9 protein-coding genes and 1 pseudogene are annotated in these 12,563 nt (G+C 59.7%); 4 read left to right on the forward strand and 6 right to left on the reverse strand.

The annotated features are described in order from the left end of the window. Positions 1-296: 296 nt before the first annotated feature. From B0G81_RS18390 to B0G81_RS18400, 3 genes and pseudogenes are all read left to right on the forward strand, one after another. Positions 297-761 (forward strand): DUF2844 domain-containing protein, encoded by a 465-nt coding sequence (locus B0G81_RS18390; RefSeq protein ID WP_134137892.1) that lies wholly within the window; start codon positions 297-299, stop codon positions 759-761. A 59-nt stretch (positions 762-820) separates the two neighbouring features. Further along, positions 821-2,107 (forward strand): DUF3443 domain-containing protein, encoded by a 1,287-nt coding sequence (locus B0G81_RS18395; protein ID WP_134137893.1) that lies wholly within the window; start codon positions 821-823, stop codon positions 2,105-2,107. A 139-nt stretch (positions 2,108-2,246) separates the two neighbouring features. Continuing rightward, positions 2,247-3,227, forward strand: a pseudogene (locus B0G81_RS18400) (glycosyl transferase family 1); the annotation flags it as partial. Between the two features lie 637 nt (positions 3,228-3,864). Here the strand turns inward: B0G81_RS18400 and B0G81_RS18405 are convergent. The 3 genes from B0G81_RS18405 to B0G81_RS18415 form a co-directional block, all read right to left on the reverse strand. Further along, positions 3,865-5,595 (reverse strand): P-loop NTPase fold protein, encoded by a 1,731-nt coding sequence (locus B0G81_RS18405; RefSeq protein ID WP_166679016.1) that lies wholly within the window; start codon positions 5,593-5,595, stop codon positions 3,865-3,867. A gap of 351 nt (positions 5,596-5,946) precedes the next feature. Further along, positions 5,947-6,267: a cyclic-phosphate processing receiver domain-containing protein gene (locus B0G81_RS45600; protein WP_134137895.1), complete on the reverse strand. Its 321-nt coding sequence runs from the start codon at positions 6,265-6,267 to the stop codon at positions 5,947-5,949. A gap of 23 nt (positions 6,268-6,290) precedes the next feature. Then, complete coding sequence (locus B0G81_RS18415) at positions 6,291-7,340, reverse strand: hypothetical protein (RefSeq protein WP_134137896.1); 1,050 nt, start codon at positions 7,338-7,340, stop codon at positions 6,291-6,293. A gap of 266 nt (positions 7,341-7,606) precedes the next feature. On the opposite strand from B0G81_RS18415, the gene B0G81_RS43690 reads away from it, so the two are divergent. Beyond that, positions 7,607-7,753, forward strand: a complete 147-nt coding sequence (locus tag B0G81_RS43690) for a hypothetical protein (protein WP_166679017.1) — start codon at positions 7,607-7,609, stop codon at positions 7,751-7,753. Positions 7,754-8,023: 270 nt separating this feature from the next. On the opposite strand, the gene B0G81_RS18420 is transcribed toward B0G81_RS43690, so the two are convergent. The 3 genes from B0G81_RS18420 to B0G81_RS18435 form a co-directional block, all read right to left on the reverse strand. Continuing rightward, complete coding sequence (locus tag B0G81_RS18420; RefSeq protein WP_134137897.1) at positions 8,024-8,608, reverse strand: hypothetical protein; 585 nt, start codon at positions 8,606-8,608, stop codon at positions 8,024-8,026. A 1,073-nt stretch (positions 8,609-9,681) separates the two neighbouring features. Continuing rightward, positions 9,682-10,893, reverse strand: coding sequence for a porin (locus tag B0G81_RS18430; RefSeq protein ID WP_134137898.1), 1,212 nt, complete (start codon positions 10,891-10,893; stop codon positions 9,682-9,684). A 70-nt stretch (positions 10,894-10,963) separates the two neighbouring features. Further along, positions 10,964-12,544: an aldehyde dehydrogenase (NADP(+)) gene (locus B0G81_RS18435; RefSeq protein ID WP_134137899.1), complete on the reverse strand. Its 1,581-nt coding sequence runs from the start codon at positions 12,542-12,544 to the stop codon at positions 10,964-10,966. Positions 12,545-12,563: the final 19 nt, after the last annotated feature.

The following is a 12,563-nucleotide window of genomic DNA, read 5'->3' on the forward strand; positions in this document are numbered from 1 at the left end:
GTCCAAACCCTGTCGACCTTTCCGTAAGGCGCAAGGATGTCGTTTTCGCGCCTGAAACGGCCTCGCGCACGGCAAATTTAACAATTACCCACATTTCCCAACGCGCTGTCGGATACACCCTACACCATCGTCAGATCATTGATTCGACAGCACTTTCCGGGGTCCTGTCGCGGTCAATTTCGATATATCTAAATTAGCTGGATGCCGCTTCCAGTAACGGTTCAAAAACCCGAGTGATATCTTGAAATGGACATCACCAGAAGCCTTTGAGTGCTTCAGCCACGGGACCGACCGCCATGCCATTGCCTACTCTTACGCCGGCTTTCGCAGCCTCGGCGATCGCCTTTGCCGCCTTGTTCGCGAGCCGCGGCGCGTGCGCAGAACTGGGCGGCGCCATGCCGTCGAGGGCGGATGCGAGCGCCAGCGCGCCGCGCGCCATGTTGAACGGGGCGCTGCGCGTGCGGACATTTACCGACACCGGCAACACGACTATCACCGAGTACGCGGCAAACACCGGCCAGATCATCGGCTATGCGTGGCAAGGCCCGACCATGCCGGACTTGCGCGCGCTGCTCGGCAAGTACGCGGACTCGTATCGCGCCGGCGCTGCCGCGGCGGCAGCGGACGGCAATCTGCACGTCTCGCGCGTGGCGCGGCCGGACGTGATCGTGGAATCCGGCGGCCCGATGCGCGGTTACGCGGGCCGCGCATGGCTGCCGACGGCGCTGCCGCCCGGCGTGACAGCCGACGATTTCCAGTGATGCGCCCCCGCCCACGCACACGGCATCCGCACTCCACCTCGACGAACACGCGCCACGCCATGAAATCCGACCTGTCCTCTTATGCCCCGCTGCTGATCTGCGCCGCCCTCGCGGGATGCGGCGGCGGCGGTGGCGGCGGCACGCCGGCCGCCACGTCCCCGACCGGGCCGGCCGCACCGGGCAACAGCCCGGGCGCCGCCAGCGCGCCGGTAGCCGCCGCGCCGCCCGCCGCCTCGGGCGCGAGCCCAGGCGGCTCCGTGCCGCAGTCGAACACGCCGAACGTCCAGCCGATCGCCGTTTCCGCCGCGCCCGGTCTGACGCGCAACATGCTGACGACCAGCGTTACCGTCTGCCAGCCCGGCACCAGCAATTGCGTGACGGTCGACAATGTCCAGGTCGACACCGGTTCGCACGGACTCAGGATTCTCGCGTCCGCATTGCCGGCCGACCTGCCGCTCGCGGCAATCGCGTCGGGCAGCGGGATTGCGGGCGAATGCGCGGTGTTCGGAGGCGGCTACACCTGGGGCGCGGTGCGCAGCGCGGACGTCCGCATGGCCGGCCAGTTGGCGGCCTCGGTTCCGATCCAGACCATCGCCGATCCGGCGCTCCCCGACGTGCCCGCCGACTGCGCGGGATCCGGCCGCGCCATGCAGACGGTGGCCGGCCTGCGCTCGAACGGTATTCTCGGCGTGGGCCTGTTCGCGGCCGACTGCGGCAGCGGCTGCGTCAGCGCCGCCCTGCCGCGCTGGTACTACAGTTGCGACGCCGGCGGCGCCTGTCTCGCCAGCACGCAAGCCCTCGCGCAGCAGGTCACCAATCCGGTCAGCCGCTTTGCGCTCGACAACAACGGCCTGGTCATCGACCTGCCGGCCATCGCCGACGCCGGCGCGGCCAGCGTATCGGGTTCGATGATCTTCGGCATCGGCACCCAGGCCAACAACGCGCTGAACGGCGCCAGCGTCCTCAAGGCGAATCCGGTGACGGGCTACGTCGTCACCACGAGCGGCGGGCAGACTTATTCGCAGAGCTATGTCGACAGCGGCTCGAATGGGCTGTTTTATCGCACGAGCCAGTTCCCGCAGTGCGGCTTCTGGTACTGCCCGGCTTCGACTCAAGCCGCGAACGCCGCGATCACCGGTACGGATGGCGCGTCGAACACGGTGTCGTTCGCGGTCGCCAATTCGAGCGCGCTGTTCGCGTCGTCGAACAATGCCTTCAACAATCTGGCCGGCGTGGCCAGCAGCGGCTTCGGCTGGGGCTTGCCGTTCTTCTTCGGACGACGTGTCTATACCGCCATCGCCTCGCGCGAGACATCGGCGGGCCCGGGGCCGTACTACGCGTTCTGAACCGATGGCTTCTTTCGACGCTGAAATTTCGCAAACTCATCGGGCGAACCGTTTTGGGATCCATCGGCTGAGATAATTCCATGCTCCGGCTAACCTGGTTCCGATTAGTTAGTCATGCAAATTCTGGACGTCTCGGCAGATGGAAGAACCCACTTTTTCGCTCGATCATTTCGAGCAGCTCGTCTACACCCGGCAGCATCTAAAAGCCGCGATCCAGTTCATCGCCGCGCTGGCGCTCCTGCAGCAGAAGCGCGGCGAACTGGACGGCAGCTTTCTCGCCTCGGGCATGGCCGGTCTGCCGCCCGCCGAGCAGCACAAGCGCTTCTGCACACGTCTCGCGAGCGCGGCGTCGACCCTGTTCGCGGACCCGGCATTCCAGTTGCCGACCGAATGCTTCAGATTGCTTCTGACATTGCACGAATGGGTCGGATTGGTGTTTGCCTGCACGCCATTCGGCAATGCGGACCACGTAAGCCGTCACCTGAATCCGCGTGGTCCGGATAACGCCCAGTTTCTGCCCGGCGACCGCTTCATCGAAAAACTCTGCGTGCTCTATTCGACCGAGTCCGAACTGGAACTCGACTTCGCCGCGCTGTGGGCCTATGACAAATCGCTTGCCGCCTGTCTCGCACTCGCTCTGCTGGCGCCGGTCTTCAAGGGCTCAGCGAACGCGCATATCAAACGCGAAGCGCTAATGGAATGGCTGCCCGGCAAACTGCAGCAGATCGACGACCTCGACGACCTGCCAACCGCCGTGCTGCACAACGCCTATATGTTCTGCAGCTACGCGGACACGCCGCGGCGGCACGAGATCAAGCGGGACATCAACGCGCTGGTGCGCCGCAAGCTGGACCAATTAGGACTGGCCGACATTCCCGCGGCACAACTGGCGCGCGCGAAAAACCGCAAGCAACGTGGCAAGAAACCGCTCATGGTGGTCGTGCTCGAGTGGTTCAGCGGCGCGCATTCGATCTACCGCACGCACTCGCTCACGCTCGAAGCGGCGCGCGAACATTTCGAAGTGGTGGCTTTCGGCTTCGGCTACGCGGTCGACGAGATTGGCCGCGCGGTGTTCGACCGTTTTATCGAACTGGAAGAGCCGGAATATATCGGCGATTGTGGGGGGTGTAAGTTTGATACTTTGCGTTCACGAAGTGAACTGATCAGGCTTGGTCTTGGGGTAGACTTTTCACATCATTTCATGATGTGAAACCGCGGCTCTCGAAATTACGTTTTGTAAAAATTTGACCGTCTTGCAGGTATCGTGAGAATTTTTGTGCTTGGCTGAAGTCTTCGCGTGCCCTCCCGATGTATTCGTACTGCATGATCGTGTGCGTCCAAAGGTGAGTCTTTCCGGGACCATAAGCAACCGTTACTCCGAGCGGCGTTAGGCGCAAGCAAACAAACCCATACCGACGTCCACCGAGGACTATTTCGACGAAGATCGCAGATTCGGCCATTGCAGACGCTCAGCTACCGTCCCTCATCCGGCGGCTGCGCGGCGCTAACCGGCCGTTCGCCCGAGCCGGATCTTGAGCGGCGACGCTCACATCGGCGAACGAGTGCTGACGACGGACCCATACCCGACATCGGCAGTACGGGTTCGGGCGCCCAGAAGCTGACGCTCGTACAGTCGAGCAACGAAGGAGATGTCGCCGCAGGCCCGTGCTCCCGATGGAGGTTGGCTGCCCCTTAGAGGGCCGGGGCAGTCGCCCTGGTACCGCTGCATTGCAGTCGACCGCTGTCTACCCTTGGGGCTAGGCTTCAATTCCGCCCTCGGCCAAAAGCGCTGGAACTTTGCTCTCTGCGAACAACGTTCGCAACAACCGTCCGAAACGGTTCTCTTTCTCGGTTCTGACGATGCGCCGGCATGCTTCCAAGAAATTCATCCCAGCCTGGCCGAAGTGTTTCTCGTACATTTCGTGCTGCTCGAGGATGTCCAAACTTTTGAGTACGAAAAGCTTGAAATCACGACCTTTCAACGTGCGCATCGCAGTCTCGAAATCGTCGATCGTAGCCGCCCTCATCGCCGCTTCTTCCCGATGGCCCCATCCGTCGTTCTCAAGAAGGTGCTTGATGGCATCGACGACGGTCGCACTGTGAATTCGAGCATCGCGCGCATCGTCGATTGCGGCCTTAAGTTTTGGGTGTAGCGGCTGACGGAACGGTGATTCCCCGAATTCGGCCTTGTCGGCGATGGTCGCGAAGCGAGCCAACCAACCATCAATCAAAGCTTCTTCAAGTTTGGCACCGCCCGGTAGATCGGCCATTTGTTTTCCGAGCGCCGTGACAGTGTAGGCGTCAAGGTCGCCGACTCTGGCGATGAGCTTGACCGCATCAGCTACGAGATCGTCGTCGCAGTCTGTGACGTCCCAATTGAAACGTTCAAAGAATGCGTGCGCGAGATTTCTAGATTCGGTGCGATTCTCATTGCGTTGGTAGCCTTGGACGATGGCCTCAATCGCCTTTGCGTCGTGCTTTCCGTCGCAAACGAAGGCAACAACCAGTTCTTCAAACTCGTCCGAAGAATTGATCCCTAGCTTTGACAGCAGAAGTTTCCATGCGGCCGGCGTTGAGTCCTCGGCTTTCTCCTTTGACGCATCGCCTTCCTGCCCGAGGTAGCGCCTCACAAAGTCGCTAGAACCTCGGTTGTAGCCTGCGACATACTCCAGAGTCGGCCCGTCCTTGATGGCTTTGTTTGCAAGAGCAGAAATGAGCACAATCGAGGGAACAGTTCGTGCCTGTATCGCGAGAGGCATGTCCCCAGTCGCACCGAGGAGCCGAACCACAAGACGGTAAGCCTGACGGATGACCCGGATATTGGTTATCCCGCACGCGTCCACCGCAGTCCTGGCCGTCGCGCGGTAAGGGCTATCCAAGTTCGGAACCGCGATGTCAAACGCCTCCCCAGGTGTCGGCGTGAAACGAAGTTCTTCTTCGACCACCTTCTCTCGGAACGCCGCCCAGAGCGCGCTGTCGGTAGGTGAGGAGAACTGGTCCGAGTTGAGAATCAAGAGGAATCGCGTACCAAAATTCTGAGAGTATTCGTCGACGAAGCCTAGGACCTCGTCAACTGACAACGAGGCGTGCTTGCGCTCGATGTCATCGACGACTACGAATCGGTTGCGCAAGGCGACAGGAACTGCTACCAGCGCAAGCTCGTCGAGCGCCGAAAATCCCTCGTGGACCTTCTTCAAGGCGTCGACGCTGACCTTCCAAGTCTTCATCAGACCTTCGGTCAACGAGCTGCTGTCACCGCCTACTGGAAGCGCGCTTTGGACCACCTTGAGCTTGAGCTGATTGATATCTTTCAAGCCAAAGAGGGACACGTAGCGCGCGCCTTCGACAATCGGGTCCTGCGACTCTTTGCGAATCTCGTTCCAGAGGTGGGTTTTGCCGGTGCCCCATGCGCCTGTCAGCGCGATGACTTTTAGGTCGGCGTTGTCGATGAGCGAGATCAACTGCGTTTTAGATTGTTCGATCGTCATTTGCTTTATTCGGTGCTGAATCCAGCAGGCGGTCCCGCTAGTACGACGTTTGGGTTGCATCACTGGCGCACTCGACCAGCCAGCTCCTGTGAAGATTGTTCGAGATTCGAGGAGAACGCGTCGAGCCGCTCCGAAGCTGCCGTTCTCGACTGGCAGCAAATGGCCGGCTACTGCCGGATGCGATCGGCCGGATTCCGATAGCATCGGTGGCCGAGACACGCTGGTACCGCCGACGCGGCGTGCGACGTTGCACCGCGCATCGCCGATACATTGCCCCAGCGGCGCTGGATGAAAACTAGCGCGCCTGTGGGCAGGGGCCACGCCCCTCGCCGATCGATCACCGCTTATTGCCTAGTTCCGACGCTCGTCGCGTGCTTGCAGATACCCCTGCAAAAGTCCCGAGATATTCCGTGCGCCGACCGGATTGGAGCTGTGAACGACGAAGTCGAAGTCGGGAGGAATGTATCGTCCGCCGGCATCGAGGTCGAACTCGACCAAAGCCTTCACGACGGTCATGGCTGTATCGTGTCCACCGAGGTCATGGTCGAAGGATATCTCGCGAGGACAACCCCTCTCGGCAATGATGCCCAACGCTTTGTCCGAGCTTCTGGCGACGACCCACGAGTCGTCCGGAGCTTGCCTGAGATCGTCGATGAAAAGTCGATAAGTCACGTCACGGACATTTCGTCATGGTGTTAGACCGGCGCAGCAAGCGAGGCGTGCGTCGGCGGAACGAGGAAATCGTTCAGCGCTGAAACCAGTGCATCGGCTTCGGACCGGGACAAGTACGGCACCTTGATCGTGCGCGCCCAGTAGAAGCTCTTGCCCGTGTATTCTGACACTTTCCTGAACGGCATCCCGCGCGGCGACCCACTTCGCTGCGGAACAGGCGTCAGAAATTCGACGTCACGGTAGAGGCCATCCTTGTCGTCGAGCAGCTTGACAGACGTGTTCCTGACTTTGCCGGCAGCGACGACGCCCGTCCACTTGTGCGACAAAAAAACGATATCGCCGGGATTCAGATAATGAACGAATCGCTTCGCGTCGCCGTAGGCAGCCACACGATTCATCTCGAGCATATCCCAGATCGCGTCTTCGTCGTAACTCCGGTTCGTATCGAACAGCACGCCCTTCAGATCGTGCGGATTCTTGTGCACGTCATAGGGCGGCGCGAAGAACTCAAAGTATCGTTCGTTCGCGATTTCGTAAATTCGATACGGAAGAAAGTCGATCGCGATGCCCTGACGCTTCCAGTAATCCACGGCACTAATCAGACGTTCATCGGCGGCGCTGCCGATGATCGAAACGCGTTGCTTGCGGTTAAACTCCTTCGGCTCAAGCACGTGTTCCAAATCGAACGCTTCCTTGTGGGCCGCCTGAAGATCGGCACCGGAACCCTTGTATTGCTGATACTTGCGCCGCAGATCAGCGAACGACCAGCCCGCCGCGTCTTGCACGTATCTTAGCGCCTGATGAACGGCGTCATTTCCCGCCGAGCCGCGCTTTAGTTCGAAGATTGTGAGATCGCCGCACTCATTGAGCGCGTAAATGTCGGCTTCGGCCTGATACTGCCGCTCCTGAAAGACCGGCATGAGCCGCGCGTCCTCGAACAGAACGCCGAAGAGACTGGCAGCGATCAATTCCTCCAATTCCTTCTCCCGCTGTCCGAATGAAGCGAAATCCTTATAGGCGACGGGTTCGAGCTCGTCGATTTTTGCGTTATTTGATTTCAGCTTGAAGAGCATGGTGAAACCCCGATGGTCTCCGCGGCATTTCATGGGTCACCCATGACCCGCGTCCGCGAAAAAGCTGAAGCTTAACAAATGACCCGCGCAATTGCGCGCGCTTTCCAGGCAGACCGCATAGCGAAATCGTGCCTCGTCGGCCCGCAGGAGGAAGAAAAGGACGAAGCATGGCGCGCGGAAGCCGTCGAAGGAGCTCGGCGAACTGAAAGTACTATGGCAGCCGCCAATTCGACGCGGAAGCCGCGCACGAAGCCGGCAACTGACTGATGACCGAAGACGACGCGCCCGCGCCATCGACGATCGAATGGCCGATTGATGAGGCGCCGCCTGAACGTCCGAGCGACGCGCCGGACGAACGTCCCTTCATGGCCGAGAGCGCCAGTTCAAGGAATGTGGTGTGGAACAGCAGTTGAAATCTTCGATGGCTGCTTTCGGGCGCCTTCTAAGAATGAGTGCAGTCGGCCAGCTGCGGTCACTGGCCTATCCGACAAAGCGGCCACTGAAAGGGCCGGTTCGCTCAAAAAGCAGCCCGTCGACCGGCGCCTGTGCGGGACGTTGCTAGCGTCGAAGAGTTCGAACTTGTTGCCGGCCAGTGCGCGGCAAGTGTTGCACGCCACTTCATAGTGCTTCGTGGTGACCTGGAAGCAGAGACAGGCCGCCGGAGTTGTAGCTGGGCATTGCTTTTATTTGCCGGTCACGTTTGGCATCGGACACCCCGATGCGGGCTTTTTTTGTTTAGGAGAACGAGTGCAGGTGGAAGGCATGATTCGAATCCCGCCATTCGAACAGTCGCATTGTGAACCCTCAACAACGATCTTCTCGGGTGAAGATGCGGAGGGAGTGAGATTGGGAATCCAATAGAACGGATACCGGATAACTGTCTCTTTAGATTGATCATCCTTGGACGCCGGCAAAGCAAAAACACCCACCAACATCATAAGAAAAACCCCAACGACAAATGCAATTGCTGAGAGAGCGCTAGGCCACTTTATCTCCGGCTCATATATATCCTCCTTTTTGGGATCATCCGGATGTCGCCCTAGACGACCTGCCATACTAAAAAGGCTCCCGACACCCATCAGAATCGCGAAGAAAAGAATGAACCATGATAACTTTACAACGGTGGCCCATCCGGCGCTTAGTTTGACCAGAAGGCTTGTTCCGAAGGTTACCTCGAAGCCCAGTATCGCAGTCGCGAGGGTAAGAATCGCCTTAATGCTCTCCAGGGCAGTTGTGTAGGCGGCCTTGGTTCTATCGTTGGCGTCCATTTTCGTTAGAAAAAAGGCCAAACATGAATGCGACGGCCTTTTATAATCAGTAATACGTTAACGTCTATTTCTCGTCGGTTCTGAAATATCGACTCTCGATGGGCATCTTCTAGAAACGATTGAAAATCTCGAAGGGCGCCTTGATACACACCGCCGCCAGGAACGACATTCCTCGCGTATAACTCCTGCAGTCCAGCATCTGCCAGTTGGTACACCTCGACCGAAGCGTCATGGCTAAAATGGAAACCACCGATAACGTGTTCATAGTCGGGAGTGGGCATGATTTTTTAGGTGCGCTTCATTTAAGTTCATCTTCCGCCGAGAACTGCGTCGGGGCTCAGACCGCTGTATCTGTGCTAACTAGGGTCGCCCCGACACAAATGAATATAGGCAATCTTCAGCAATACGCAATGACCATTCTGTGTCGCAGCTGCTCTGTCTCAGAGGCAAGATAACCTACCAACCCCGTGACTCGACGCATGACCGCTGCGCGTTTGAAAGCAGTCTTAGATCGTAAGCGCCACCGAGCGGCAGCTCCGGGGCGTCAAGACTCGTTCGCCGCTCCCGGAAGCCGACGTTCGACTGCGCCGCGTTGCGAACGACAGCGAAGCGGCGAGCTGCAGCCGCACGGAGGATGAGCGGCGAGCGTCTGCAATGGCCGAATTGCCGACCATCGTCATGCCCTCCTCCGAATGTTGGCGCGCGGCCTGCGTTTTGCCGCGATAAGGCGCGGGTTATCACCGCTACACCCCGGGCAACTCCGCGGCGTCTCCCCACGTGCTGACTCGTATGGTTCGGATGGGACGCAGGTTTAGAAAACATCCGCATCAATGCTAAGTATTCCTACATAAAACCGGTGGCAATTTCTTTTATGTCAAATTAAGTGTCTTGAGAAAAGTGCCTTGAACCACGTTCGTTGGTTTGCAAACTTTTGTTCCCGACTTTTGCATGAATTTGTTCCCAGCCCTCTGTACGAGTGAATAACGATTCATTGCTGACGACCACGCCACGCTCGAATAGCAACTCCCGGATACCGTGGCGGCGCAGCGACACGCCGCCCATTCTCTTCCCAATCAGAACCGGTGGATGATGCCTACGCCTGCCGCGAACTGGCTGCGCGACGAGGACGGCGCGCCGTTCTGGCCATCGCCAACATTAGCCGTCGCGTTGATGATGCTTGTGGACGTACCGGCCTTGTTCGGGGCCAAAGTCTGTCCGCCCGCACGTTGGTAGGCTTCCAGCGCATACAGTCCGGTACGTTTGGAGAGGCTATAGTACTGCGAGAGATTGAACTGCTGATAGTGCGCCGCGCTTGTGATGCCATTCGACTGCGTCGCGCGCGTATAGCTATAGCCGGCAGCCAGATCCAGCGCCGCCAGCGGCTTGAAGTGCAGCACTGCGCCAGCCGTGTTGAAGATCGCTTCGTTGCGGAACGCTGAATTGACGCCCGGAATGTATTGCACGTTCGAATACGAGAACGATACGTCCCATTGCGAGTTGAACGCGTAACCGCCCGTGACCGCAACGCGCTGCTGCGCCTGTGCCGTCTGGTAGCCGTTGTTGATGCCCGACACAGCGGTTTGGGCGCCCCCATTTGACATCGTTGAATCCGCGCCCCACGCACCGCCGCCAGGGGTCGAGTTATTGATGCGCTGAAAGCCCGCGGCAATGCCGAACGGACCGTTCAGGTACTGCAATGCCGCGCTCCAGGTGGAACCCGCATTGAAACTCCCCGGCACGCCACCCAGCGAATACGAACCGCTTGCCGTCAGACCGTGGAAATTCGGCGATGTATACACCAGCGAGTTGTTCACGCGGTACAGCGTATCGAGCGAATCGATGTCGCCAGGGTGCGCGCCATAGGCGCCCGTCAGCCACGTGGTCGGGCTATAGGGCGAGAGCAGCGTGTAGTACGCCGTGTACTGCCGGCCTGCCGTCAGCGTGCCGTAGGTAGGATTCGTCACGCCGACATACGCCTGACGGTTGAACGCGAGACCAGTGACGGACTGCGCGCCTGTTGCACCGTTAAAGCCCTCTTCCAACTGGAAGATCGCCTTCGTGCCGCCGCCCAGGTCCTCGCTGCCCTTCAACCCGAAGCGGCTGCCGCCCCAGATACCGTTCACCATCTTGACCGCCGAGCGCCCACCCGTGGTCGAACCAAGCGACGTCTGGCTGCTCTGATAGCCGATCCCCGCATCCACGATGCCGTATAGCGTCACGCTGCTCTGGGCGTGCGCGCTGACGGCAGCCAACCCAAGGGCCGAAGTTATTAGTGCCTTTTTCACTTGTACTCTTCTGTAGAAACTCTCTTTTCTTTACCTGCCTATTACGGGACCTCCGGGCCGAATCCCCGGCTCAATCCAGACTCATCAATCCGTTCACTCTGCGATTCAGAGCAAGCGGGTTCGACTCTTTGAGTGCATCCGGCCGCAGATCGTCAGGCATGTCCTGATAACTCACCGGACGGAGAAACCGGTCGATCGCCAGGCTGCCTACTGACGTGGAGCGGCCATCGGATGTCGAGGGGTAGGGGCCGCCATGGACCATCGCGTGGCCGACCTCCACGCCAGTCCCAAAACCATTCACCAGAATGCGGCCGCTGCGTCGTTCCAGCGCCGGCAGGAACATGCGCACGTTGGAATGATCGGCAGCGTCGATATGCACGGCGGCGGTCAATTGCCCTTGGAGCGATTCGACCAGCGCCAGCATTGCCGCCAGGTCCGGGCAGCGTACGACGAGCGCCGCCGCCCCGAATATCTCCTCATGCAGTTCAGCGTGGCGATTGAAAGCGTCGGCGGTCGTGACGAAGAGCGCTGCCCGCGCCTCTTGTGCTGTTTTCGGCTCATTGCCGCGCGCTGCCGTCTTTACTGCATCGTGCGCTGCAGTTCTGGCGACGGCCGTTTCGTACGCCTTCCGGATATCGGGCGTCAGCATCGCGGCCGCGGGCGCATCGGCCAGTCCGGCAGCAGCGCCTTCGATGAACCGATCCAGATCGGGCGAGTCCACCGCGAGAATCAGACCTGGATTCGTACAGAACTGACCGGCACCGAGCGTGACGGACGCGGCAAATGCCCGCCCTATTGCCTCGGCGCGATTCGCCAGCGCGGCGGGGAACAGCAGAACGGGATTGACACTGCTCATCTCGGCATAGACCGGAATCGGCTCAGGGCGCTGCGCTGCGAGCTTCATGAGCGCTGTTCCGCCACCCCGCGAACCCGTGAAGCCGACTGCCTTGATCCGGCGGTCGCCGACAAGACGTTGTGCAATGTCCCTCCCGCTGTCGAAGAGAAGTGAGAAGGTACCCTCAGGCATGCCGCAATCCCGAACCGCCTTCTGTACCGACAACGCGGCAAGTTCGGACGTTCCCGGATGCGCGGGATGTGCCTTGACGATGACCGGACAACCTGCCGCCAGCGCAGACGCCGTATCTCCGCCGGCCACTGAAAACGCCAGTGGAAAATTGCTCGCACCGAATACCGCCACAGGTCCGAGTGGAACATAGCGCAGGCGCAGATCCACGCGAGGAAGTGGCTTCCTTTCGCTATCGGCAGGGTCGATGCGAACCCCAAGAAAGTCTCCCTGACGCACGACAGCGGCAAACATCCGTAGCTGACCAACCGTGCGACCGCGCTCGCTCTCGACCCGCGCACGCGGCAGACCAGTTTCCGCGACACAGCGCTCGATCAGGTCATCCTCCAAATCAAGGATGTTCTGCGCAATCGCCTCAAGAAAATCAGCTCTAGCGGGGAGCGAACCTTCCCGGTAGATGTCGAATGCCGACCAGGCCAGCGCGCAGGCGCGTTCTAGGTCGGCATAGGTAGCGCCGCCGAATGCCGGTTCGATCGTCTCCCCGGTTGCCGCGTGGACCGCACGGATCGACCCGTTCGTGCCCAGAACAGCCTTGTGACCGATCAACATCTTTCCTTCTATTCGCATAACTAAATTCTCAAGTGAG

It is taken from the genome of Paraburkholderia sp. BL6665CI2N2 (assembly GCF_004366535.1).
In the GTDB taxonomy this organism is placed as follows: Bacteria; Pseudomonadota; Gammaproteobacteria; order Burkholderiales; family Burkholderiaceae; genus Paraburkholderia.